Consider the following 23697-nt stretch of genomic DNA (forward strand, 5'->3'; position numbering starts at 1 on the left):
AGATAGCTTCAGCATCAACGAAGTCATTTTTGTTGCTTTTAACGAATGGGCGGACAAATTGCGGTGATATCAGCTTTGGAAAATGCCCTAACTCTGCCAGCTTGCGTGCCATAAAGTGAGAACCGCCACAGGCTTCCATCGCGATGGTTGTTGCCGGGCATGTCGCCAGAAATTCGATTAGCTTTGGTCGGGTGAATTTTTTACGGTAAACGGCCTTCCCACGATGATCCTGACAATGAATATGGAAAGAGTTCTTACCCAGATCGATACCAATAAGCGCAATGTTTTCCATGATGGTTCTCCGAATGAAAGCCTGTCCTCAGCATAGTACTGGGAAGGAGGGAGTGACCATCTCATTAAATAAAGCACGCTAAGCCGGTGGCAGCGGTCGCAATGGCCTGAACTTCCCCGCACCGACCTTGGCACTGCTGCGCCATAGGTAATCGCCGGTCAGGTTGATATGCTCCCACCCCAGCGGGGACAGATAGGGCGAATGATTGGATCACCGCCTTGCCGTCGCTGCTCGCAGCAGCCAGCTTCATGGCCAGCGCCGCCTCGTGAGTCTGCGCGTCAAAGTTTCTGAACTTGGTCGCATCAGCGCCGAGGTAAGCAAGGATGCGCATTTTTTCAGTAAGCGGTGGCTCGGGGTGTGCAGCAACTTTTGGGGCGAGCTGAACGACCTGAACCCATTCCTCCTGCGAAATCGCACCGGTAATAGCCTGCATGTTGCGCCCGAGTTCCTGCATGATCTTGCGTAGCGCCAGTGGCTCAACCTGGGTAGCGTCACCAGCCCAAGCTGGCAACTGAAAACCCCATAAAAGCAGGCAGGCCGTAACGGTCAGGGTGATAGTTCCAAATGCGTGGCTGTGTTTGCGGTGGGTCATGAAATTCTCCTGTAATTCAATCGTTCTCTCATTCGAACTCCCGCCCTTCGCCAGCTTCCTCATGGGTCACGCCGTCGCGGATGTGGTAGATGCGCTTGAATGTGGGGATGATCTTTTCGTCATGGGTGACGACGATGATGGCGGTCTCGAACTTCCGGGCCATGTCGTTGAGGATGCGGATTACAGCCATGGCGCGCTCGGAATCCAGCGGCGCAGTGGGTTCATCAGCCAGGATCACCGGCGGACGATTGACCAGTCCGCGCGCGATGGCGACCCGTTGCTGCTCGCCACCGGAGAGTTGCGAGGGCATTGCGCGAGCTCGGTGTTGCACATCAAGCGCTGTGAGCAATTCCAGTGCCTTCGCGCGCGACTCTCCATTCGCGACGCCTGCAAGCATCGGCAGCAGCGCCACGTTGTCGGTGACATCGAGAAACGGAATCAGGTACGGCGCCTGGAAAACGAAACCGATCTTGTCACGCCGTAAGGCGCGCAGGTCGCGGACTTTCCAGCCATCGGCGTAGATCACTTCATCGCCCAGCGTCATGCGACCGGCGGTCGGTTCGATCACCGCACCCAGACACTTGAGCAGCGTGCTCTTGCCGGACCCGGAAGGGCCGATCAGTCCCACCACTTCACCAGGCGCAACATGCATATTCACGTCTCTCAAGGCAAAGACAGCGGTGTCACCATCGCCATACCGCTTGCTTAAACTTTCGATGTGTATCCCTTTGCCACTCATCTCAACCTCCAATGGCTTCGGCCGGATCGACCTTGAGTGCTATGCGAATGGCGACGAGGCTAGCTAGAACGCAGATCACGAGCGCGGCAAAAAAACCGGCGACAGAATCCATTGGCGTGAGCAGGACATATTTTGGAAAAGCCGGTGCTGAAAAGGTGGCTGTGATCTTGCCGACCACGAAGCCAATCACGCCCAGGGCGAGCGCCTGCTGCATGATCATCGCGGCGATGGTTCGGTTGCGTGTGCCGATGAGCTTCAACACCGCGATCTCACGGATTTTGTCCATCGTCAGCGAATAGATGATGAAGGCAACGATGGCCGCGCTAACGATGGCCAGAATCACAAGGAACATGCCGATCTGCTTGGCCGAGGTGGCGATCAGCTTGCCGACGAGGATGTCTTCCATCTGTGCCCGGGTGTAGACCGTCAAACGCTTCCAGCGCTGGATGGATTCGGCAACCTCGTCCGGCGCATGACCAGGTTTCAGAGTGACCAGCACGGCATTGACGAACGCGTTGCTGCTCTGTGAAGCAATCACGGCATCCAGCAAACCTGGATCACCGGGTCGATTGAAGACCGGGTTGGCTTCGGTGCGACGCCGGCTTTGCCAGATGGCATCGTTGTCCTTGAGGAACTGGGCCTCCTGGGCATCTTTGAGCGGAATGAATACCATCGGGTCGCCGCTGGACGACACCATGCGCCGTGTCAGCCCCACGACGGTGTAATGATTGCGGCGAATGGCAAGACGATCTCCCAGTTTGAAGCCGGTGGCGATGTCGGCCACAGCCTCGTAGTGACCGCGCGTGATCTGGCGTCCAGCGACGAGATAAGGAGGCCATCCGGGTGTAGCCCCCAACGCACCGGGCGCGATGCCGACCACCATGGTGCGTACATCACTCTCGCCCTTGCGTACCTGCATGGTCAGGTAGGTCGCGTTCGCTGCCTGTGAGACTCCCGGCATGGCGAGAATGGCGCGATACACGTCATCGTTGAGGCTGGACGACTCCGCATAAGGACCCAGAGTATCCTTTTGCACCACCCAAAGGTCAGCGCCACTGTTGTCGAGCAACGCCTTGCCGTCGTCCACCATGCCTCGGTACACCCCAGCCATGACTAGGGTGACGCCGATCAGCAGACCCAGACCGATGCCGGTGAAGACGAATTTCCCCCAGGCATGGAGAATGTCGCGGCCGGCCAGGCTGATCATCGTGAAACTCCCGGGATATGCTCGACCACATGGATGCGGCTGCGCGCCGTCAGTGCCTTTTCGCTATAGGTCACAACCTGGTCCCCATTCTTGAGCCCTTCGCGCACCTGCACGTAACCATTGAGGTCGGAAGTGCCGAGCTTGACCGGGGAGAAATGCAGATCACCATCCACGATTTGCCAGACACCAACTTTATCGCCTTCACGCTGGACGGCAGCGTTGGGGATCAGTGGAGCGGCCGGGAGCGCCGGCAAGTCAACCGTGACTTCGGCCAGTTCACCCACTGGTGGCAAAGGTTCTGGTTTGTTATCGAATGTCACCTTGGCAAGCGTTTCCTCGGTTACCGCGTCGGCCTTGGGTTCCACCCGCAGCACGCGACCTTTCAAGGTCTGGCCACCACGCGAACGCAGGACGATATGAGCCGGCAGCCCCCCAGCCAGCCCCGATGCGCTGATCTGGTCGAAGCGCACATTGATCCACAAACTCTTGGGGTCGATCACTTCCACCACGGCCTGGCCCGCGACGATGGTCGTGCCGGGATCGGCATCGCGCACGGCGACTACACCGTCGACCGGCGCGATCAGGCGCAGATTGCTCCGCTGCGCGACGAGTGCTTCGCGGTCGGAGCGTGCCCGGGCAATATCTTCCCGAGCGGCGGATAGGGCGGCATCGGCGATCTGCAGTTCCTGCCGCTTGGTGGTGACGATTTCCTCGCTGGTCGAGCGCACCGCAAACAATTGCTCATAGCGGCGCGCCTGGGTTTGCGCGTAGGCTTGCCGGGCTTCTGCCTCGCGCAAAGCCGCTTCCGCCCGCTTGAATACAGACTCCTGTGAGCGCACCCGATCATCAAGGTCGACCGGCTCCATCTCGCCGAGCACCTGTCCGGCCTTGACCTGGCCGCCTACATGCACCTCCAGGCGTTTGACGCGCCCGGCAAACGTCGGCCCGATCTTGTAGGTGTAGCGCGCCTCCACCGTGCCGATGCCGAACAGCGCCGGTGTGATAGCCCGTGATTCCACGCTTGCCACCGTCACAGCGACCGGGGCGAGCGGCCCTGATCGCAGACCGACATAAATAAAAAGCACCAGCAAAGGAATGATGACGGCAAGCAGTGCCAGGGTGCGGCCTTGCAAGGGTAACTTTTTCATTGCGCACTCCTTATGCCACGCCGATAAATTGCAAAGACGCGCGGCGCATCGCGGTGCATACGTCCCACATCACCCGCTAACAGCGATTGCATGACCAAGCCCTGGATCGTGCCAATGAACAGCGTTGCCGCCGCCTCGTTGTCAAGCGAGGGAGACAACTCGCCGCTGGCCTTGCCTTTCTCGATGAGACGATGCAAACGTTCGCCGTAGCGCTGAATCAAGGTTTGCACCATGCGCTTGGCCGGTGTCGATTCGGCACGCTGAAGCTCACCAAACATCATTCTTGGCACGCCTGGGTGCTCAGCTACGAATTCGATATGACTCATGAACATCGCCTCCATGGCTGCCAAGGGCGACTCGATTCCTTGTGCGGATCGATCGATTCTGGCTAATAGGCGCTCTGCTACCCACTCCATGACCGCCTGCCAAATGGCTTCCTTGTTCGGGAAGTGCCGAAACAGCGCACCCTGGGTCAAGTTCATGTGTTTAGCGATAGCCGCAGTGGTTATCTCGCTTGGGTTTTGCGAACCGGCAAGCGCCACGACGGACTCGACAGTTACGGCACGACGTTCATCGGCCGGCAGATGCTTTGGATGGGTGTCCACGAGCACTCCTGGTAAGATAGTAATTGATTACTATCTTACCACAAGAGGCAACTCAAACAAGAGAAAACCCGACGTACTCGTCAATATCTAGAGTCTGCAATGGGCTTAACGTGCTTTATTTAATGAGATGGTCACTCCCTCCTTCCCGGTACTATGCTGAGGACAGGCTTTCATTCGGAGAACTATCATGGAAAACATTGCGCTCATTGGTATCGATCTGGGTAAAAACTCTTTCCATATTCATTGCCAGGATCGTCGCGGGAAGGCTGTTTACCGTAAAAAATTTACCCGGCCAAAGTTGATCGAATTTTTGGCGACATGCCCCGCTACAACCATCGCAATGGAAGCCTGTGGCGGTTCTCACTTTATGGCACGCAAGTTGGAAGAGTTGGGGCATTCCCCAAAGCTGATATCACCACAATTTGTCCGCCCGTTCGTTAAAAGCAATAAAAACGACTTTGTCGACGCCGAAGCTATTTGTGAAGCTGCATCGCGTCCGTCTATGCGTTTTGTGCAGCCCAGAACGGAATCTCAGCAGGCAATGCGGGCTCTGCATCGTGTCCGTGAATCCCTGGTTCAGGATAAGGTAAAAACAACCAATCAAATGCATGCTTTTCTGCTGGAATTTGGCATTAGCGTTCCCCGAGGAGCTGCCGTTATTAGCCGACTGAGTACCCTTCTTGAGGATAATAGTTTGCCTCTTTACCTCAGCCAGTTATTGCTGAAATTACAACAGCATTATCACTATCTTGTTGAGCAGATTAAAGATTTGGAATCCCAGTTGAAACGAAAGTTGGACGAAGATGAGGTTGGACAGCGCTTGCTGAGCATTCCCTGCGTCGGAACACTGACAGCGAGTACTATTTCAACTGAGATTGGCGACGGGAAGCAGTACGCCAGCAGCCGTGACTTTGCGGCGGCAACAGGGCTTGTACCTCGGCAGTACAGCACGGGAGGTAGGACGACATTGCTGGGAATTAGTAAGCGAGGTAATAAAAAGATCCGAACTTTGTTGGTTCAATGTGCCAGGGTATTCATACAAAAACTGGAACACCAGTCTGGCAAATTGGCCGATTGGGTCAGGGATTTACTGTGCCGGAAAAGCAACTTTGTCGTCACTTGTGCTCTGGCAAACAAGCTGGCCAGAATAGCCTGGGCCCTAACGGCACGACAGCAAACTTATGTAGCATAACGGCAGAAATACACCGGTTTAAAGAATTACTGATCTGGTTTTGCGAATACTGATATTGATGATACTAACGGCCCACCGGCCTGTTGAGGAACCTGTAAAACGGAAAGGCTCATTGAAGCCGTATATTTTCTGGAGGTTCATCAGGCGCGGAACTCATCAAGGCGCGGGAATAAAATCCCATTCAGACGCCGGATAGATTCAAGCAAGCCAACTTGTCGTCAAAATCGGTGTTGCAAAAACGGGAGTGACCATAGATTCCGTTTTCTGAGACGACCCCATCTACGTCAGGTTTCCGCTTTGGTTCGCTGGTGGCCGTCTCAGCTTGTTTTAGGGTGGAACGTGGATAGGCCAGGTTATATGCTGCGCCTGTGGTCATTTGCTCGATGACCGCAGGTGCATAACCTTCTGCTTCCAGCTTACGATATGCAGCCCGGTAGTCTCTTTGGGTTTTCAGCGGGTATATCTTTCCGCCTTTACCATCGAAAGCGATAAACCAGAAATCGTCCGTGCCAGTTTCCAGATTTCTGCAACGTTTCAGATGCCATCCGCCTTCTCTCGCCCAGATGGTACGGTTATTTCTGGCATTCGTTTTGTCATAACCGTTCTCGTCAAGCCAGCTATCAAAGCTGGTCAGCCCCAGATCCTGAACCTCCAGAGAAGGCACTCGAATGACCTGCAAGGTATGGCGGGGTCTTGGCTCTCTCATCTTGATCTCTTCCTAGCGCTGGTCTGGGAAATACGGATATTGCGGGCCATATTCATAGTCATGCGGGCCTGGCTCAACTTCCCAGAATGGACGGCCGCTAATTGTCTTTGGACCGCGCTCGTTTACGATGTCTTCTACATCCTGAATATTAAATGGCATCGTTGCCAGTAACAGCTGATCTTCGGGTGTCAGCGTCACAGTTGCACCGTCGATACGGCTGTAAAGGTCGGCAAACTGTTTACCTGCACCGTGCAACCGGTGCTCCGCTACACTTCTGATTGCGTGTAAGTCCAGCTCCGCCGCTTCCATGCGATCCACGTATAGTTTCATTTCTTTACGCAAAGCGCTCAGCTCACGGGCTTTAATAAACCCGCAGGCGTACCCACCCAGGGCGATAACTGCAATGATTGCTAAAATTGCCATTTTTTTCTCTCACGTGATTGCGGCCGTTACTCTAGTCTTAATGTGAAGTCTGGGAATTCGCTGGATGTTAAGTACGTTTTCATCCCCAGACTGACAGATGCTAAGGCGCGATCCCAACACTCCATTTGTAAGTATCAGGCCCATCTTCTCCGCTGGTGGCATCTGCTACAATCTGTGCATAACGTTCTCCAGCAAGTTCTCTTACCATCTGATCCACGACCCATTGCAGATGATGCATTTCATCGGTTCCGCCGTAACGACAAGCCAACTCAATAGCCCGCTCTATTCTTTTTTGTTCTTCAGTCATACTGAATCCTCACGCTTACATCAGCTATTCTGAAAACATGCACACTATAAATTGCGGCTGTCATTTCTCAGCCAGGCGCCTGCATTGCTGCCTCATTCCATCAAAAATACTTTCCGCAAGCTGCTGGGGGAACTGGTCCGGAAGAAGCCCGCTAACACGTTCAATGACACCCGGGGTTCTGGCGATGATTTCCTCTATCATCGCCTCTGTCTGCTGTTTACTCAGGCCGGTTATCTCACCATGCCTGATCCAGTGGCGTCGTTGTATTCGATATATCTGGTAATAGTTGCTACTGCCACGTACGGCCATCGCCAGTTTGCACTTCTGCCAGGATATCTGATTGTTCCCATGACCGATCACCGGCCATGCCGACAACACATCATAGAGTGGTGTAAGGTGATAACGTCCCTGTGGCCCAATAGAAATACTGAAATTTTTAGCGTGGCCATCTGTTGCGGCCATCATCCAGAAAACTATCTGCGTCATAAAAAACTGCGCTTTGTCACGCTCAGCACGGTCTGAATTACTCAGAACTTCCATAATTTCCGATATACCTGGCCCGCCGTCCGCCTGATATTTTCGTAATGGCGAAATGCCCAGGGCCTGACACATATCCTCCTGGGGTAAACGAATGATCCATTGTCCGTTTCCTGACCATTTTCGGTCAAAACGTTCTACCACCAGCGCTTTCTGATCTTCAAAGTGAGCAATCTGCGTTCTTGCCACGGGGAGCCCGTACTGTTCGAGAAGTACCGAGCAGAGCCATTCATTTTCAACCGACGAGCGCATGTCGGCTTTCATGTTCCCCACAAGTCCGAGCGGTAGCTTGAATATATGCGTCGTTGGTGTATTACCCTCCGGCATACACCACCGATCTTCATGCCACAGTAGGGCTGTTTTCTCCTGAGCACCGGCAATAGATAAACGTAAGTCGTCGTTATCTTCTGGCCTGCCCGGTAGCAATGTCTCCGTGGTATTACGCAAAGTTGCCGCAATTTCTGATTCAGTAAGCGGGTGATACTTCACGGAATATAAATCTGTGGGTTCATCTCCGTCATGAAGCAGCTGTATCGCGCCCACGCAGTCTTTTCCCAGCTCCGTCAGAAGATCAAAAGGCTCCAGGCTATCGGCCTTGTAACGCATTGCCAGACGTCTGCGTATGCCTTCGCTGTCCGGGAGTAAATTATCAAAATAGTCACGTACCACATTTCCACGCCAGACCTGGTTCCCGGGAGTAAAAGGAAGGGACAATGACAGCGGCCTTCCCTGTTCGTCTGCACTCCAGTCAGGAAGGTATTGTAAGCTGTCTACCCCTTTACTTTTTTCCCAGTATCCGACTTTGATTCCGTTCATCCAGATTGCCAGACGCTGCTGTTTCCGGCTCATATCGTTACCATTTCTCCTGTCGTGCAGGTGAGTTTGATTTAAGCATTTCTTCCGTCTGCTTCCCCTCTGAAGAGGCGGTTGTCGAGGAGAAGCTGATTTTTACGCCCAGGATAGAAAACACCTTGAATAGCCGTTCAATGCTCGCACTGGCAGGGTTGGCTTCCAGACGTGAGTATGTCTGTTGAGTGACCCCTAACCTTTCGGACAGGTCTTTTTGCGTCAGGCCATTCGCCTTGCGAAAACCAATGAGCAAGGGACGCAACTGGTTGAGCGTGTTTAACGGGTAATCATTATTGATCATAAGCTGGCCTCAGTAGTTCCTCTGATACACCTTGTACGCTGTTTTCTAAACATACACCCTAAAAGCTGTAATATCAAATTAACAGCCTAAAAGCTGTTAAATAGAGAGTACAACCTTTAGGCTGTTACTAAGTGGCAGCATAAATCTTTATGAGGTTTGATATGAGAGAACTATCAATAATAAGCCGTTACGCTCGTACAGCATCCGGTAAGAGAGCTGACAGATCAGGATCATCGGTAAACGAGAAGCGGAGTATCTTATGGCCCTGTTGTGAGCTGTATAAATAACTACGAGCTACTCTCTGCCTCGGGGAGGAGGCAGAGAGAGTATTAAAAGCAAAGGCAGACATTTTTAGCAGCTGGTGGGCTATGGGGTTCCGGAGGTGCTCCGGTGAATGTTACTTGACTGGCAAGTTTCCTGCTATGATGGTCAATGCCTCGATGCTGTCTATATTGTTCTGAAGCCGTTCCAGTTCTGCCTTTTCAATACCGGCCCAAAGCTTTAAGTGTCGCTGATAAAGGGACCACTTGAGTGAGTGAAAACCATTCCAGGCCAACCCCATCCAGGAGGCGTAATTCGCATTGAGAATATTGCCGGTGATATACATTTTACCTGCGTTAACAGCACTGGAAGTTCCATAACCCAGGGCAAGCATCATCCGGAAGCGTGGATTTAGCCGCAACGGCATGGTATCCAGTAAGGTCTCCCCAAAAGCTCCTTTTCCCAGCGATACCTGTTTCGCCACATAGAAAACCCGCATCAAAACTTCCATTATGCTCATCGGAATACTTGTCACGATAAACTGACGAAAGTCATACCCGTTGACATACATGTACTCTATTTGTTTGCCGAAGTTAGAACTCCCCACAGGGATCCCCTCAAGCATACGAAGTAGCCCCATAAAAGGAGCCGGTAACCCCATGCCACGGTTTCCTTTTGCTGAGGGGGCATTAACATCCGATGCCAGGTGTCCAAACATTCTGGCGATGAGCCTGAAAATATTGGTTTCGTCTGTAACGCCTTTACTGGAAGGATAAACCACGATCTGTCCATTCTGAACCACCGTACAGGTCCCGTTCAGCATATCCTTTATACCGAAAATAATGCCCAGTACGGGATCGTGTGACAAAGCTCTTAAGCGGTGATTTGTGGGAGACAAAACGCCACCGGCCGCACCCACTAAATCGCTGCTGATCGAACTGTCTGGTGCCCCTATAGGGAACAAATCTGAGAGTTTTGTACTCAGGTCCTCCGGCAAAATGGCATTGAAGGCTTTCTGCACCTGTTTATTGAAAATACCATCCACTTCTGCCGTAAAGCTCACCGTAGGTTTTGGCGGGGCTCTGACGCAAAGTAAATCCAGCATGGATGCTATGAGCCCGCATCCGCAGGCAATAGCATAATCCCAGGCGTCGAGTGCGTAGCGATCATTAAATTCTTTAATATGATTCTGGATCCGGGCATCTACAACAGCCAAGTCATCCGTGGAGAGTATTGTGGCCAGTCCAATATCACCGCATACACGCTGGTTAGCCTCGCTATATATAGTCTTGAGACCAGTAGAATGCATGGCAGTATCTGAAGGGGTCATTTCTCGCAGATGATGTTCTTTAAGCGCCAGATGCTCCGCTTCATCAAGTTCAGTGCCGCTGATTAGCCCGGTCAACTGTGCCTTAAGGCTCTCTATATCACTGTTAATTGTCTCGTGAGCGTTCGCGATATCCTGACCACGGAGCTGAATATAACGGATGGCCCTGAACTCATCATCATAAGGAGACTGACTCATGTGTTTACCTCACCGCGACCAGGCTACCTTTTGGAGCTTTCTTAGTAAGCATGTCGATTGTTGCCTTGATGCCAGCAATTTCTGCCTTAAAATATTCCGCATTCGACATCAACCTTTCCTGAACTTCGTAGAGCTTTTGGATGGCCTGACTAAGGGCGGCTGTCAGTTTCGCATTTTTTTTGTGTTTCACTATCGCGTACCCGCCAATCCCTAACACAGCTACAGGTGCGGCCAATACCGCAATGCCTGCAACCATACCGCCACCGACGATAGACCCTGCTGTAGCGAGCCCGGAGGTTATGCCTGCTGCTGACACTCCCGTTGTACCAAGCGTATAGAGAGCACCGAAGGAAGCCGCTGCGCCTACGCCTGACCCCGCCAAAGCTGCTGCGCCCTCAGTAATACCCGGGAACTTATTTTCAAGCGCCTGAAGAGCACTTGTAACTTCATCCATTGCCTTCTTGCGAATTTTTTCGAGCTCTTCAGTTTCGGTAGCGTCCATTACAGGCCTCGTATTCATAACTTGCTGTGTGATAGGTGAAAAAGAGCACCATAAAAGTGATGAAGAAATCATGACTTACTATTGTGGCACTTTCGAGTTCATGTTTGTCAGTTTCAATGCTGTTGCTGTTAGTAAGGGCAGACGCCATATCGGGCAGACCCAAAATAACTATCGTGCCAGCGTCATTTTGGAACTGACTTTGCTAAAAATCAGTAGCGGACTGAACAGACATGTGTGGATTTGAATCTGGGCAGGTTCCAGACATTATTCCAACCAGACTTCCAATGACAAAATGCTCGTCATTCTCGGAGACGACATAGGGTCCACCAGAGCAACCATCGGTGTTGAAATGTGCTATTACAAAGCGAGTTGTGAGATGTTGGGGAGAATGATTTGAGCAATTTAAAGGCCAAATGCCTGAAACTTCACCAGGGAATGTCGAAATTGTTGTCTCATTCATTGGATATCCGACACCCAATGTACCCATGCCAGCTGCGGGAGCCAGGACCTTAAAGTAACTACTTACAGGCTGTTGTATTCCAGCTGGTAATACGATTTCTGCACTGTCAACAAACGGAATGCCGTCTTTAAAGTCTGCCCTGTCATTAGCCTCATTGAGAATGAAATCGACTAGAACAGGCTCTTCGTTCACCAGTCCTTGATGGTTAAGAAATTTGACGTAAAGTTTAAGTGTATTGCTGACGGGATAAATTTTTCCAAGAGCATTGGTAACAACATGGGCTGCGGTGAGAATCTTTTGCTGCTGACCATTATCGAAACCAAACGCAGTTGCTTCGAGATGGCTACTAAAATGAGGATCATTGCTTACATAGATTTTACAAACGTAGTTTTCAAACATTATTTCCTCCTTTTGCCGGTACCTAATCAGTTACACGGCTGCATGTTATAAACAACTAAACTCGCTTCCTGATATTTGAGTTTGTATGTTTTGCCAGGCACCAGCTCACCTCTGAAACACGGTTAGTCTCCTCCATGACATGGTTATGGCGATGGTCAGAAACTGTTATCGACGAAAGGCTGGAATTCCTTTAATGGCATTATCCATTTCAAGTCGTATGTCCTGAACGGGAGCGTATATTTTTATGATTCCAGATCTTAACCCTGAAACATTCCCCGTATCAAAACTGACCCGTTACAGATAAGTCACCACCGGTGCTGTCGATTAATTTAGTGAATTGCATGTCCTCATCCCATAAAGGGTAGGGCCTACCCCCGGCATCGAGCAAACCTGACCACCCTGCCCTTATTAAGACCCCACATGCGGCAATGGTGCCCTGTCCACGCCGCCCGCGAACTTTGAGGAAATGGGGAGAAAATAAAAAGAAAACAAAAAGTTATCGGCTGAAGTACCGGCGCAGATCGGGAATCAGGCGAAGCCTGACAGCACGTTAGGGCCTGGCAGGGGGCTTGAGGGATGAGGACATGCAATTGTGATAACCTTCCCGCCACGGGGTCGGTTAAATTCGTATCCTGCCGGTGCAATTCCAACGGCCGCGTTACCAGTTCGCCGGGTAGCATGGCCAGCAAAGCCAGGCATCGAGCACCCGGGTTTCACTGACGGCCGCTGCATAGACGCCGGTATCCGGGAAGAAATAAACCGGGGTGGCGTTGTTCAGCTGGTCGCCTTCATCGGCCAGAGCGCCGATCACCTCATGAGGCTTAAGCAGCATATCCGTTAAATATTCATCCGGGTGGATGGCATTCAGCGATATGGCCATCTCCAGAAATTCATCCAGGGTATGGCGGGTACGATACCCCCGGAAAACCTCGTATGAAGGCGTGACGCATTCACCATCCAGGGAACAGGCATCGTAACCGGCCAGCTGCTCTTCGGTGAGTCCGGAGGCATGCTTTGCCACAAGATTCGTAAATTGCTCTTTATCGTCCATCACAATCCTTACGCTGTAGGGGCCTGTTTGTGTTATCACTGCTTCCGGTTTTTACTTCGCACAACCCGGCAGGTATCCGGTCGCCCGGGCGTCCTTTGCGGTCTTGTTCGCCCTTCGCCTGAATTACGTCAAATCCCTTTCACTACCCGGCCGCAGGGTGACACCTCCCCTTTTCTCCGGAAGCGAAAGAGGAAGAACAGTTTAACAGCCCGGATCCTCAATAATTTTCGCGTAACGGACTAAATAACCGGTTTATGCAGCTTCTGATAACCACAGACCGCGATAGAATAAAACGTCTGGTGAGGAACCGGAGTGTTATGTAAGCGGGGGGTTTAACTGGGTATCTGTGTAGTCCTATTTAGCCAGATATCCCGAATAAAAACCTCAACGATTAGGTAAACGAAATGGATGGATTCTGGTCGATGTTCTGTTTGTTTGTCGTGGTAGTTTCACTGCATAAAGCCCTTTCTGTAGCAGCAGCACGAGCAGACGCAGCAAAATTAAATATGCTTCTCAGAATGAGAAAGTTTAAAAAGTAGCTTTCAAGACATCTGAGAATTCTTTTAAATCCTCAGAGGAAGTTATATGTTTAGGCTATTTGCAAACTAAGGTTGGAATTCCATCATTCTAGCCTTAGATCTTTGATCAAGTGAAGTTGCTCACTTGGTTGGATTTTACCGTTTCCTGACGGCTTTTCAGAAGCGAGGGCTGGTTGGAATGCCTTCCAGCTAGAAGTCTTGCAGATGCTCTCCGGGCATTAACTCATTGTCGAATCTGCACCAGTATCACTAGGTTGTTGAGCGGGCGATTAGCTTTTTCACTGAGCCGCTGTACACTCGACTGCTTCAAGAAGCACTACTTACCATTTGCCTGCCGTAAGGTCTGTTCTTAGCTGGATTTTTTTGGGAGGATACGCAGTCATGACAACTCAATCCAGCTCAATACAATACGCTTACGCGCTAGACGGCGAGGGCACCCTCACGCACATTGGCGCTGCCCTGCGCTCACATACTTACACCTGCCCAGGTTGTAAGAGCCCCCTGACCCCGGTAATGGGCGAGTTCAACGCTAAGCACTTTCGCCATTCGGAAGAATGCTGTGCCCTTGAAACCTATCTTCACAAGTGCGGCAAAGAAGCATTCTTCTATCGCTACCAACAAGCTCTCAGCCGTGAAATGCCTATTAGCCTTGAGCTGGAGCGCCGGGTTGCCTGTAATGGTTCTCGTTTAGCCTTGGTTAGAGACGAAGCACGTCAGTGCGTAAAATCCGTGCCTGCACGCTACAACTTGACTCAATTTTTCGATCAGGCAGAGCTGGAAAAACACGATAAGGTCACAGGGCTGCGACCAGACGTGATGTTGTATGATACGACTGGCGAAAGGCGTTGCTACGTAGAGATTTGTGTCACACACCCCTGCTCTCAAGACAAGATCGAAGCCGGTATCCCGATTCTTGAGTTTAAGGTCCAATCTGCCTCTGATATTCAGATGTTGCTTACCGGGGCCTACTCGATCAAGGAGAAGATCCTGAGAGTATTCAACTGGCTTCCCCCGTTTCAATCTGTGGACACCTGTAGCGGCGTCTGCTCAGTAGGTAACGTGGATATGTCTGTCTGGAGTTTAAGTGGTTCCGGCCGACTCAACGAACAAACGATGCCGCTCGCTGAAGTGGATTTAACAATCAATTCTGACGTGAACACATGGCCTAGATCGTTAGGGGCCGCTGAGCTGGCTGATAACTTACGAGCTTTTATCCGTCACGCCGATCCTCATTCACTATTTCCCAACTGCATTATGTGCGAGCAAGCAGGCCGATGGGAGGATGGCTATCTGCAATGTCACAGTAAGGCAAAGATCGTTCCCTACACCGAGGCCCGTCAGTGCGCCAATTACAAGGTTAAGGCATGACCAAAAGACTGACTTGGGAGCAGAAAAGTATTGTCAGCCATGACACCGGACATGCGTTGGTAAAAGCCGTACCTGGTAGCGGGAAAACAACCACACTTGTAAAGCGCGTTGAGCGGCTGGTCAAGACGGGAACTGATCCTCGCTCCATTCTGATCCTGATGTACAACAAGTCGGCGCAGGTGAGCTTCACGGAGAACTTGAAGACGGCACTGATGTCGAGCGTGATTCCAGAAATCCGCACGTTCCACAGCTTGGCCTTAAAGATTGTTGGTTACGGAGAACGCCAACAGATAATCAAGAAGAAAGACCTCATTACTCCAAGCGACTACCGCTATGAGCAACTGGTAAAGCAAGCCTACCGCTATGGCTTTGACCATGAGGCGAATTATATTGACCCCAATGAAATTGAAAACTTCGAGCTGTTTATTGCTCGCTGCCGGGCGGCGGCCGTAACTCCTGTTGATGCTGCCAATGATCCAACGTTCAGCAACATCAAACGGGAGTTTATTCACGCCTATGGCCGCTATTGTGAGCTGCTGGAGGAAAACAGTCTGCGAACCTTTGATGACTGTTTGATTGAGGCTGTCGCACTGTTGCGTAATGACAGCAGCCTTGGTGCCCACTTCAAGCACATCATTGTTGATGAATATCAGGACGTTAACCTGATACAGCATGACATGACCCGCTTGCTATCTAAGTCGGATACGTCGGTTATGGCTGTTGGTGATGTTAACCAGTGTATTTATGAGTGGCGTGGTGCTCGACCAGACTTTATCGGCGGACTGTTTGAAAGGCACTACCCGAATACGAAGGTGTTTCAACTGTCATGCACGTTCAGATTTGGCCATGAGCTTTCCTTGATGGCTAACTCGGTAATTCGGCGCAACTCTACAAAGCTGACCAAGCTTTGTGTCAGTCATCCTAGCACCCCCAAAACAGAGGTCAGATTGCACTTTGATAACTGCCTATCCAAGGTGCTATCAAACCTCTCGGTGAGCAGTGGAACACAAGCCATATTGTCCCGCACTAAGGCGAACCTTGCTGAGGCGGAAATTGCTTTACGCCTGTGTGGGCTACCTTATCGCTACCTCAATGGTTCAAGCGCATTACACACCCGCACCGAAATCGGGATACTGGTAGTTGGCGTCTTGCTGTCTGTGTACGGCGATCTGCGGCTACTGGAAAACCATCCCAACAAACAAGCGATTGTTTACGGCTTTCTGAAGGAGGCTGGTTTTAGATGGCAGAAAGGGCAATTCAAAGCGGCGCTCAGTGGATTGATGGCTCCGCACGCCGACCTATGGTCTGCTCTAGGTCAGTTATTCGAGGGCGCACAATACCAAAAAGATCGGCTGGGCAGGCTCGCCACTATCTGCCAGAAAGACGGAGAGGAAACGCCTGCTATCGATGTGTTACGACGCCTGAGTATGGAGGGTTTCATTGATAGTGTTGGCTCTGAGGGTGTAACTCGCACTGGATCGAACGACCAGCAACGAGGGGTCGTGAGGATCGGGGAGCTACTTGACTCCAGTAAGATCGATTCCCGCACGTTTTTAAACCTTATCTTGAATCCAGGCGAGGCTGCTACTGACTGCGATCCCTTCATCCTTTCCACACTGCATGGTTCCAAGGGGCTGGAGTGGGATAACGTAATACTGATCGGGCTGAATGAGCAGGAATTTCCTGGCGGCAAACCCGATGATGTTTACAGCGTTCGCACATCGATGAACACCCCTCCGGCCGAAGAGGAAATCGAGGAGGAACGTCGGCTGTTTTATGTCGGTATCACTCGCACAAAACAGCAGCTAAATCTGGTGGTCCCTCTTGATGAAGGGCTTGCGCGGTGGCTCAAAAACCGCTGGGATAGCACCCCGAAGAAGTCACCGATAGCTACTCGCTTCGTCTATGAGGCTGGCTGGACTGCTTGTGCGGTTACCAGTGATGCGATCTATAACAGCACGGTAGAGAAACAGAAGGCTGACTTCAGCAAGTTTCACCAATGGTATCTAAGAGATCTTCAGCGGCTAAAAGTCTAGGGCTACCGATACTTTTCGATTTCAGACAGGTGCTCGTTATCCAGATCAATTGTGGCTTTTCTTTCAGAAGCGAGCTTCTTCGCTCGCTTTGCATACTGAAGCCCCTTGGCTGGCTGCTCTCCGCGTAGGATCTGTTCAGCCTGCTTGCTCGTGCTGTGCCCCAGAAAGCGTTCGTACTGCTCGTCAGATACCTCAGTGCCGATCAGTCGTTCGATCCAGCCGCTTTTCGGCGGGTAACTTACGCCCAGCGCAAGCAACTGCCTTTTCTGTACCCACTATTTCCGGCGCGGCCGGCTTCAATCAAGGCTTTGGTTAGAACTACAGCCATTTGGGGACTCTCATACACAAACCTGAACCATGCGGGTCTGATTGGCGGTCAAGATAGCAGCGCATCGAAATCAACACTGAACTCTGCTTCTAAGAACTCAATCGTGGCTGGTTGGCTATCGAGCGATGCTTCCCGTGTAGACTCCAGTGCGCACTCCAATCGACGCAGCAGAGTAAACGGCAAAATGATCTTGCCGAAGTCGGTATGCTTGAAATCCCCCCCCACAGGTCTTCCGCGTTCTTCCAAATGAAATCAGCTTGCGAAGCAGCCGAACCTACGAACTCTGCCATCTTGGCCTCCAACCAACTTTTGCACGAAACGGCACATCTTCCAAAAGAGGGTTGTCAACCAAGTTTTGCACAAAACGGACTTTGATCCATTTCTAACTAAAATCTACAATCCAACCTCAGATTGCAAATAGCCTATGTTTATTACAGATGGTATGGTTCGTGTTTTTGTTTATTCGATGGCAACTGTACTCTTTCTGCCGCTTGGCTTGTTGAAAAGCACGTGGTGGTTTTCACCATTGTTTGCGATAGCTGCTATTGATTACTTAATGTTTCTGCGTCGACAAGGCTAGTTGCTGAACCTCATACCTCAGAGCAATCTGTATGTTTTTTACACCACTGGTTAAAAGGTCAGGCTACGTTCCTGACGTTTTTTAAAAAACAGTTTTATGTTTGATGCGTTACTGGTCTGTCTGGTAACCCAGTGGTACATTACCATTATTAAGGCTGGCTGGCGGTGGTGCATCATGCTTAAACGACCCTCTCTGAGCGTACTTTCCGACAGTCCTGTGCACCGCACCACTTACCCGGCAGGCCTATGTCTTGGTTATTCTTCGTTGTACCTTTTTCTTCAGCTTTATCCCTGACATGTCTGTCTGAACAGTTCTAAGCAAACCGGAATGTTGTCATGGCCAAAGTACAAGGGCTCTTTGTTGGATACCGAAAATTCGCTGTTGATCGTGACTGGCTTCGTCAGCAGGAAGAACAACGTTATCGGGATCGCCAGCGACAATTTGATGAATGGTCCAGGAAATGGGTCACTGTAACCAGGCTCAAAGAGACTCGTTTATGGACTGACGGAGCCATCAGGCGATGGTTGGGTGAACCTCAGCAGCAGGGTAAATATAAAGTTTTCCCCGTTGAAGCGGTTTTGGCTGCTGAGAAGTTGAATGAGTTTCGGCTCTGGCTTAAACCCCGACTGGAAAAGAAACGTGCCCAGCACCACCACTTTTTAATTCCATTTCTGTAAAGTAGAAACAACGGCAGTTCCGGCCGCATTCAAGGCTTCGGCATCTGGTCAGAAATAAAGCGCCATTTTTCAGTATAAGGGAGGTTAGATAGTGGAAGGTATTGAGACACTGAGTTTGCAGCTTGATGAGAATGAAACTATGGCCCTTGCTCAATTAGTTAAACGTCTGAGCTGGAGCGATCTTCGTGGCTGTGCTGTGAGTGACGAAGAAGCCTGGGTAATGAAAAGCGCAATTGAAAAATTACAACAGGCGTTAAGGGAAGAAGGTTATGCGCCTCGATGAGGCTGGCTTCGTTCTTTATTCCGATAACAAATTTGCTTAAGGACTAACTATGAGCCAGCACTGGTATGAGGTGAAAAGCAATCAGGGAATTGTTCAGGTGATTGTTGGGAGAAGATATTAATGTAATGCGTTTCTGCATTACATCAAGCAGATTAGCTTTTTCTGGTCAAAATAGACGATGTGATTTTTCTTTAGCCGAAGTCCATCCGCTCCCCACGCAACCGGTAAAGGTTCGCAGGTTTAATAAAGATAGGTTTCGTATCTCCCTAAGGGTGGGATAGGTAAACTCATAATGGCATCTGTGTTTACTATGTAAGTATTCGGGTAAAATTCATCTAATACAGTAAAGTTTAGTTTCTTACAAAAGCTTAATAAATATGGGTTTTTCACGTCTTCTATTACAACATCGCACCAGGGATTCGATTCACAGCAAAGCTTCAGAAAAGACTTAAACCATCCCTTGTTTTGTATTTCTTCCGGAAGCCGTACCACATGTATGGTCAGACAATCTCCATGATAACGATTAGTACTTTGTCTAAGCCCTACAACAATCCCCTTTTCTTGAATCTGTACACCTGCCTGATGCTCTTTCATGTCGGGCGTATAGTGCCTTGCTCTGTTTAACCAGGCCACCAGCTGCTGAGCCGTACTTGGTGATTCTTCAGCTATCCATTTCAGGTACTTGATGCGGTCCATATGCGCCTCCCTGTACGATTTCCAATGAACAAAGGCTCTACAGTATTAAGCTGCTGTAGAGCTCATTCAACCAAGCTCAAACTGTGCGTATTAAAGGATGCCTAACCTTTTTGTTTCATCGATCCACGGTCTGAATTCTTCCAGTAGATTATCATATAACTTTTCATCGCTAATCGAACCGAAATCATCCATGGCAAAGAAGTGGGTGTTATCAACCCGGCGGTCAGTAAAGTCATCCAGATTTTTGAGGATACCGTAGCTTGAACCACCCAGGCCGACAAACTTCCAGAAGATGGGGTAGTTGGCAGAACGCCGGATTGCATCTTTAATCGCCCGGGTCTTGCTGATCCCGCCATCGGTAATAAATACAACATACACCGGGATTTTCGAGTCCTTAAAGTAGTCGACTATTTCTTCCATCACAGGAGGCTCGTTGTTTGTCCCTCCGAGGCCCGGCAGGTTCTCCCAGGCTGAACGCTTTCCAGCCCCGCGAATGGACTGAATATATGTGTCCAGGTTGTCCAGTGTGACGTTTGGATACTTCTTATGCTTCTCTCCAAATCCCCAGACATCCATTTCACCGTCGTCGTCGAACTGGGCGGCAAGAACGGCGATGCGGTCCAGCACAGACTGAACGTTACCCTTACTGAACTGGCCACTCATTGAGCCGGATGCGTCAAGTACAAATGCAACCGCTGCCTCAAGGGTGTCCAGTTTATTTTTAGTAAGACTGACCGAGGCTTTTTTAGCGAGGCTTACAAGGCGCGGAGATCTGGTTTCCAGTTTCTTTTCCAGACTGATACGAGCAGGCTTTGCTGGCTGCGGAGCTGGCTGTGCGACATCAACGCCATAGCTAATGGCCAGAGGCTCAAGACCACCGTTGAAACCCTGCCCGAGCGCACGAAGCTTCCAGGCGCCATTGTGCCGATATACTTCACCCAGGATAATTGCTTTCTCACTGCGGCCCTGAGTCTCAGCCTGGAACTCAGCGATTCCTTGAGCCTGCATGCTCAACGAACTGAGCCCACTGATGGTATCTTCACCATCAATGACAACTGTGATTGCAATTTTACTGATGTTCGCAGGAACACGATCCAGTGCTATCTCAATGCTGGACTGCTGAGAACCGGTAACGAGCTTTACTGCCCCTTCAGGAGAAGACAGATTATTGTAAAAGATAAAGTCAGAATCGCCGCTGACCTTTCCCTGAGCATTAAGCAGGAACAGGCAGGTATCGGGTTCGCCTTTAAAGCCGGATTTGGTAGGGTACTGAAGATTCAGCCTGATCGCAGATTGCTGAAGTGGTATGTTTTGTCCGGATTGTAGATTCACATTAACTCTCCTGATTTTTGATTATTTTAAAGCGCAGCGTTTATATAGGTTCCCCTGGCTTAGTTCAGGACGCTGGATTTCTGGTGAGGCGTATATATGGTGTGACACCATATTTCATCACGTTGAAGTTTCTATACCTGTTGAATTGGAATTTCCATTGGTCGGGTATTTTATCTTCCAGAACCCGTGCCTTCATAAGTCGCAAACGTAACATATATCAGAGGGGCATGCTGTTGATATAAGGCACGGAATACAGGCTTTAACCAGCAACCAGAGAAAAATCCGTTTCCTGCCTTTAAAAGGCTCACGTCAGAATTAACATCTCTCTGCTTTCTGAGATTCCCGAACCCTTTCTGCCCCCCCCCTCCTGATAGCGGATCGCAACCAAAAAAAACCCCGGCATTGCCGGGGTATGATTCAGCGTTATTTTAGATGTTAACGCCGTGCTGGGAGGCAAGAGCCGCCAGGCCACCGGCAAAGCCCTGACCGACAGCTTTAAACTTCCACTCAGCGCCATGACGATACAGTTCACCGAAGACCATAGCGGTTTCGGTTGAGGCATCTTCAGACAGATCGAAACGGGCAATTTCCGTGCCGTTGTCGTTGTTGTAAACGCGCATGAAGCTGTTGCTCACCATGCCGAAGTTTTGTTTACGCGCTTCTGCATCATAGATGGTAACGGCAAACACCAGTTTTTTGATATCTGCTGAGACTTTGGTCAGATCGATTTTGACCTGCTCATCGTCGCCGTCGCCTTCACCGGTACGGTTGTCGCCCTGGTGCTCTACCGCGCCATCAGGGCTGGTTTTGTTATTGAAGAAAATGAAATGCGCATCTGACAACACTTTACCGTCTTCGCCTACTGCGAACACGGAAGCGTCCAGGTCAAAACCCTGACCATCGGTTACACGGGCATCCCAGCCTAGGCCAACCATAGCAACATTCATGGTTGGTGCTTCTTTGGTCAGAGATACATTGCCGCCTTTTACGAGAGAAACTGCCATTTTTAGCTCCTGCAAACAGTTGAATGAGGGCTGCATTAACAGCCCCGGGTAGAAAAGTTACTTTTTGATCAGGACGCGTTAATGCCGTACTGAGCACATACAGATGCCAGACCACCAGCATAACCCTGACCTACTGCGCGGAATTTCCACTCACCATTGTGGCGATACAGCTCGCCGAACAGCATGGCAGTCTCAGTGGACGCATCTTCGGTCAGATCGTAGCGAGCAACTTCAGTCTGGTTATCGTCATTAACCAGACGAATAAACGCACCGGATACCTGACCAAAGCTCTGGCGACGAGCCTGAGCATCGTGGATGGTCACAACGAAGATGATCTTGTCAACTTCAGACGGGACGGCGTCCAGTTTAATTTTCAGCGATTCATCATCACCATCGCCCTCACCGGTGCGGTTATCGCCGGTGTGCGTTACGGAACCGTCGGATGACGTCAGGTTGTTATAGAAGATGAAATCTGAATCGCCGCGCACTTTGCCGTTTGAGGCCAGCAGGAATGCTGAAGCATCCAGGTCAAAGTCCTGACCGTCTGTTGAACGCGCATCCCAGCCAAGGCCCACCAGGACGTTTTTCATTGACGGAGCTGCTTTACTTAGGGAGACGTTCCCGCCTTTGGAAAGAGAAACACTCATAAAATAACCTCTTCGATTAGTAATTGTTCAGGTTAACACTTAAGGGGATTAACTCCCCTTTTCCTCAGATTCAGGTTTGCCCGGGAACATGACGCTTGCGAGAATGCCCAGCGCCAGTACACCCAGTACAACATACAGGCTGGTTGTTGCCGCGATGCTGTAACCATGATGCCAGATGTGATCGGTCGCATTCAGGCCGAGTTTTGCCGCGATGAAGAACAGCAGCACGATAACGGCCTTCTCCAGATGAACCAGGTACTGTTTCAGTGCCTCAAGGACAAAGTACAGAGTACGCAGGCCCAGGATAGCAAACATCATGGCACTATAGACGATAAGCGGTTCACGACTGACGGCAATGATTGCCGGTACCGAGTCAAACGCGAACATTACGTCCGAGAGTTCAACCACAGCCACACACAGGAACAGCGGGGTCGCATACAGCGCCGCTTTTTTACCACGGCCAATGGTGACATCGCTGTTTTCTGGTTTCGCCAGTTCAGCATCCACTTCCTTCTGGTTAAGCAGGAAGGCATGCCCTCTGAGCTTCGGCCAGATAGGGAAGAAGCGTTTAACCATGCGGTAAGCCAGATGCTGGGAGTAATCCTCAATTTCATCATCGTCATCACCGCTTTTAAGCATCATGACCGCTGTCCAGGCAACGATAATAGCGAAGACAACTTCAACATACGGCCCCAGACTCAGCAGGCTCGTACCGATGGCGACAAAGATGCCCCTGAAGACAATGGCACCAATGATCCCCCAGTAGAGAACACGGTGGCGATAACGATCCGGAACGGCGAACCAGGAGAAGATGGCCATCATGACGAACAGGTTATCGACCGACAGCACTTTCTCCAGCGCATAACCCGTGACAAACAGACTGGCAACCTCAGCACCGTGGTGGATATAGAGGAAACCGGCAAATGCCATCGCAACCACAACCCAGAATACGGACCAGAGCGCCGCACTCTTCAGCGAAATAGGCTTGTCATCACGGTGCATAAACAGGTCAATAAAGATGGCACCGACTGAAAGCGCAATAAAAACAATGACCGTTTCAGTCGGGAAGCCGATGTGTGTGGAAACCATATTTTACCCTTAGGGATGTGGA

At 50.6% G+C, this 23697-nt stretch carries 26 protein-coding genes and 1 pseudogene; 5 read left to right on the top strand and 22 right to left on the bottom strand.

The features are described 5' to 3' along the window. The 6 genes from LZP96_RS20900 to LZP96_RS20925 form a co-directional block, all read right to left on the bottom strand. The coding region (locus tag LZP96_RS20900; RefSeq protein WP_214517590.1) for an IS110 family transposase at positions 1-292 on the bottom strand (292 nt) is incomplete at its 3' end. A 64-nt stretch (positions 293-356) separates the two neighbouring features. After that, positions 357-884 (bottom strand): hypothetical protein, encoded by a 528-nt coding sequence (locus tag LZP96_RS20905; protein WP_044258217.1) that lies wholly within the window; start codon positions 882-884, stop codon positions 357-359. Positions 885-912: 28 nt separating this feature from the next. Further along, the gene (locus LZP96_RS20910) at positions 913-1623 is read right to left on the bottom strand and encodes an ABC transporter ATP-binding protein (RefSeq protein WP_004393997.1); all 711 of its coding nucleotides are present in this window, start codon (positions 1621-1623) and stop codon (positions 913-915) included. 1 nt (position 1624) lies between these two features. Beyond that, complete coding sequence (locus LZP96_RS20915; protein ID WP_040115262.1) at positions 1625-2830, bottom strand: ABC transporter permease; 1206 nt, start codon at positions 2828-2830, stop codon at positions 1625-1627. Next, positions 2827-3978 carry an efflux RND transporter periplasmic adaptor subunit gene (locus tag LZP96_RS20920; protein ID WP_032430843.1) on the bottom strand — a complete coding sequence of 384 codons (1152 nt, stop codon included), beginning with the start codon at positions 3976-3978 and terminating at the stop codon, positions 2827-2829. Before LZP96_RS20920 ends, LZP96_RS20915 begins: the two co-directional genes overlap by 4 nt. Further along, positions 3975-4583 (bottom strand): TetR/AcrR family transcriptional regulator, encoded by a 609-nt coding sequence (locus tag LZP96_RS20925; protein WP_004393990.1) that lies wholly within the window; start codon positions 4581-4583, stop codon positions 3975-3977. Before LZP96_RS20925 ends, LZP96_RS20920 begins: the two co-directional genes overlap by 4 nt. Before the next feature lie 187 nt (positions 4584-4770). Here LZP96_RS20925 and LZP96_RS20930 point away from each other — a divergent pair, with 187 nt between their 5' ends. Continuing rightward, positions 4771-5775: an IS110-like element IS4321 family transposase gene (locus tag LZP96_RS20930; protein WP_022542389.1), complete on the top strand. Its 1005-nt coding sequence runs from the start codon at positions 4771-4773 to the stop codon at positions 5773-5775. A 181-nt stretch (positions 5776-5956) separates the two neighbouring features. On the opposite strand, the gene LZP96_RS20935 is transcribed toward LZP96_RS20930, so the two are convergent. From LZP96_RS20935 to LZP96_RS20975, 9 genes are all read right to left on the bottom strand, one after another. After that, positions 5957-6481 carry a hypothetical protein gene (locus LZP96_RS20935; RefSeq protein ID WP_001805097.1) on the bottom strand — a complete coding sequence of 175 codons (525 nt, stop codon included), beginning with the start codon at positions 6479-6481 and terminating at the stop codon, positions 5957-5959. 12 nt (positions 6482-6493) lie between these two features. Continuing rightward, on the bottom strand, positions 6494-6904 hold the full coding sequence (locus LZP96_RS20940; protein ID WP_000985909.1) for a hypothetical protein: 411 nt from the start codon (positions 6902-6904) through the stop codon (positions 6494-6496). Positions 6905-7004: 100 nt separating this feature from the next. Then, positions 7005-7211: a hypothetical protein gene (locus tag LZP96_RS20945; RefSeq protein ID WP_000134171.1), complete on the bottom strand. Its 207-nt coding sequence runs from the start codon at positions 7209-7211 to the stop codon at positions 7005-7007. A gap of 60 nt (positions 7212-7271) precedes the next feature. Further along, the gene (locus LZP96_RS20950) at positions 7272-8597 is read right to left on the bottom strand and encodes a type II toxin-antitoxin system HipA family toxin (protein ID WP_000088044.1); all 1326 of its coding nucleotides are present in this window, start codon (positions 8595-8597) and stop codon (positions 7272-7274) included. A 4-nt stretch (positions 8598-8601) separates the two neighbouring features. Further along, complete coding sequence (locus LZP96_RS20955) at positions 8602-8895, bottom strand: helix-turn-helix transcriptional regulator (protein WP_012477377.1); 294 nt, start codon at positions 8893-8895, stop codon at positions 8602-8604. 400 nt (positions 8896-9295) lie between these two features. After that, entirely contained in the window at positions 9296-10684 is a 1389-nt protein-coding gene (locus LZP96_RS20960) for a hypothetical protein (RefSeq protein ID WP_012695445.1), read from the bottom strand. A gap of 4 nt (positions 10685-10688) precedes the next feature. Next, positions 10689-11186 (bottom strand): membrane protein, encoded by a 498-nt coding sequence (locus LZP96_RS20965; protein ID WP_000340139.1) that lies wholly within the window; start codon positions 11184-11186, stop codon positions 10689-10691. A gap of 202 nt (positions 11187-11388) precedes the next feature. Continuing rightward, positions 11389-12045, bottom strand: a complete 657-nt coding sequence (locus LZP96_RS20970) for a trypsin-like serine protease (protein WP_000462754.1) — start codon at positions 12043-12045, stop codon at positions 11389-11391. A gap of 658 nt (positions 12046-12703) precedes the next feature. Beyond that, positions 12704-13096 carry a hypothetical protein gene (locus LZP96_RS20975; protein ID WP_000341066.1) on the bottom strand — a complete coding sequence of 131 codons (393 nt, stop codon included), beginning with the start codon at positions 13094-13096 and terminating at the stop codon, positions 12704-12706. Between the two features lie 920 nt (positions 13097-14016). Between LZP96_RS20975 and LZP96_RS20980 the strand changes: the two genes are divergently transcribed. Beyond that, positions 14017-15003 (top strand): competence protein CoiA family protein, encoded by a 987-nt coding sequence (locus LZP96_RS20980; protein WP_000211823.1) that lies wholly within the window; start codon positions 14017-14019, stop codon positions 15001-15003. Then, complete coding sequence (locus LZP96_RS20985; protein WP_000166877.1) at positions 15000-17039, top strand: ATP-dependent helicase; 2040 nt, start codon at positions 15000-15002, stop codon at positions 17037-17039. Before LZP96_RS20980 ends, LZP96_RS20985 begins: the two co-directional genes overlap by 4 nt. A gap of 2 nt (positions 17040-17041) precedes the next feature. Here LZP96_RS20985 and LZP96_RS20990 read toward each other — a convergent pair whose 3' ends face one another. Further along, the gene (locus LZP96_RS20990) at positions 17042-17296 is read right to left on the bottom strand and encodes a hypothetical protein (RefSeq protein WP_000880375.1); all 255 of its coding nucleotides are present in this window, start codon (positions 17294-17296) and stop codon (positions 17042-17044) included. A 140-nt stretch (positions 17297-17436) separates the two neighbouring features. Beyond that, positions 17437-17657, bottom strand: a pseudogene (locus tag LZP96_RS20995) (type I restriction-modification system subunit M N-terminal domain-containing protein); the annotation flags it as partial. Positions 17658-18282: 625 nt separating this feature from the next. Here LZP96_RS20995 and LZP96_RS21000 point away from each other — a divergent pair. Together LZP96_RS21000 and LZP96_RS21005 are read left to right on the top strand one after the other, a co-directional pair. Beyond that, the gene (locus LZP96_RS21000; protein ID WP_001151572.1) at positions 18283-18624 is read left to right on the top strand and encodes a hypothetical protein; all 342 of its coding nucleotides are present in this window, start codon (positions 18283-18285) and stop codon (positions 18622-18624) included. A gap of 91 nt (positions 18625-18715) precedes the next feature. After that, positions 18716-18907, top strand: a complete 192-nt coding sequence (locus LZP96_RS21005; RefSeq protein WP_000398479.1) for a DUF7706 family protein — start codon at positions 18716-18718, stop codon at positions 18905-18907. Between the two features lie 240 nt (positions 18908-19147). On the opposite strand, the gene LZP96_RS21010 is transcribed toward LZP96_RS21005, so the two are convergent. From LZP96_RS21010 to terC, 5 genes are all read right to left on the bottom strand, one after another. Beyond that, the gene (locus LZP96_RS21010) at positions 19148-19603 is read right to left on the bottom strand and encodes a hypothetical protein (protein ID WP_000374058.1); all 456 of its coding nucleotides are present in this window, start codon (positions 19601-19603) and stop codon (positions 19148-19150) included. 90 nt (positions 19604-19693) lie between these two features. Next, complete coding sequence (locus LZP96_RS21015; RefSeq protein ID WP_001053340.1) at positions 19694-20935, bottom strand: vWA domain-containing protein; 1242 nt, start codon at positions 20933-20935, stop codon at positions 19694-19696. A gap of 428 nt (positions 20936-21363) precedes the next feature. Further along, positions 21364-21939 carry a TerD family protein gene (locus tag LZP96_RS21020; protein ID WP_000301247.1) on the bottom strand — a complete coding sequence of 192 codons (576 nt, stop codon included), beginning with the start codon at positions 21937-21939 and terminating at the stop codon, positions 21364-21366. 68 nt (positions 21940-22007) lie between these two features. Beyond that, entirely contained in the window at positions 22008-22586 is a 579-nt protein-coding gene (gene terD, locus LZP96_RS21025; protein WP_000116680.1) for a tellurium resistance membrane protein TerD, read from the bottom strand. Positions 22587-22634: 48 nt separating this feature from the next. After that, positions 22635-23675 (bottom strand): tellurium resistance membrane protein TerC, encoded by a 1041-nt coding sequence (terC, locus tag LZP96_RS21030; RefSeq protein ID WP_000255079.1) that lies wholly within the window; start codon positions 23673-23675, stop codon positions 22635-22637. Positions 23676-23697 lie beyond the last annotated feature (22 nt).

Origin of the sequence: Huaxiibacter chinensis, assembly GCF_022171985.1 — a bacterium.
Lineage (GTDB): Bacteria > Pseudomonadota > Gammaproteobacteria > Enterobacterales > Enterobacteriaceae > Enterobacter > Enterobacter chinensis_A.

Bases quoted from the DNA above. Each gene is read 5' to 3' on its own strand.
- LZP96_RS21010 (WP_000374058.1), bottom strand. From the start codon at position 19,603: ATGGACCGCATCAAGTACCTGAAATGGATAGCTGAAGAATCACCAAGT.
- LZP96_RS20945 (WP_000134171.1), bottom strand. From the start codon at position 7,211: ATGACTGAAGAACAAAAAAGAATAGAGCGGGCTATTGAGTTGGCTTGT.
- LZP96_RS20920 (WP_032430843.1), bottom strand. From the start codon at position 3,978: ATGAAAAAGTTACCCTTGCAAGGCCGCACCCTGGCACTGCTTGCCGTC.
- LZP96_RS21000 (WP_001151572.1), top strand. From the start codon at position 18,283: ATGGCCAAAGTACAAGGGCTCTTTGTTGGATACCGAAAATTCGCTGTT.
- LZP96_RS20965 (WP_000340139.1), bottom strand. From the start codon at position 11,186: ATGGACGCTACCGAAACTGAAGAGCTCGAAAAAATTCGCAAGAAGGCA.
- LZP96_RS20950 (WP_000088044.1), bottom strand. From the start codon at position 8,597: ATGAGCCGGAAACAGCAGCGTCTGGCAATCTGGATGAACGGAATCAAA.
- LZP96_RS20935 (WP_001805097.1), bottom strand. From the start codon at position 6,481: ATGAGAGAGCCAAGACCCCGCCATACCTTGCAGGTCATTCGAGTGCCT.
- LZP96_RS20975 (WP_000341066.1), bottom strand. From the start codon at position 13,096: ATGGACGATAAAGAGCAATTTACGAATCTTGTGGCAAAGCATGCCTCC.
- LZP96_RS20910 (WP_004393997.1), bottom strand. From the start codon at position 1,623: ATGAGTGGCAAAGGGATACACATCGAAAGTTTAAGCAAGCGGTATGGC.
- LZP96_RS20985 (WP_000166877.1), top strand. From the start codon at position 15,000: ATGACCAAAAGACTGACTTGGGAGCAGAAAAGTATTGTCAGCCATGAC.
- LZP96_RS20905 (WP_044258217.1), bottom strand. From the start codon at position 884: ATGACCCACCGCAAACACAGCCACGCATTTGGAACTATCACCCTGACC.
- LZP96_RS20915 (WP_040115262.1), bottom strand. From the start codon at position 2,830: ATGATCAGCCTGGCCGGCCGCGACATTCTCCATGCCTGGGGGAAATTC.
- LZP96_RS20980 (WP_000211823.1), top strand. From the start codon at position 14,017: ATGACAACTCAATCCAGCTCAATACAATACGCTTACGCGCTAGACGGC.
- LZP96_RS21020 (WP_000301247.1), bottom strand. From the start codon at position 21,939: ATGGCAGTTTCTCTCGTAAAAGGCGGCAATGTATCTCTGACCAAAGAA.
- LZP96_RS20970 (WP_000462754.1), bottom strand. From the start codon at position 12,045: ATGTTTGAAAACTACGTTTGTAAAATCTATGTAAGCAATGATCCTCAT.
- LZP96_RS20940 (WP_000985909.1), bottom strand. From the start codon at position 6,904: ATGGCAATTTTAGCAATCATTGCAGTTATCGCCCTGGGTGGGTACGCC.
- LZP96_RS20960 (WP_012695445.1), bottom strand. From the start codon at position 10,684: ATGAGTCAGTCTCCTTATGATGATGAGTTCAGGGCCATCCGTTATATT.
- LZP96_RS20930 (WP_022542389.1), top strand. From the start codon at position 4,771: ATGGAAAACATTGCGCTCATTGGTATCGATCTGGGTAAAAACTCTTTC.
- terD (WP_000116680.1), bottom strand. From the start codon at position 22,586: ATGAGTGTTTCTCTTTCCAAAGGCGGGAACGTCTCCCTAAGTAAAGCA.
- terC (WP_000255079.1), bottom strand. From the start codon at position 23,675: ATGGTTTCCACACACATCGGCTTCCCGACTGAAACGGTCATTGTTTTT.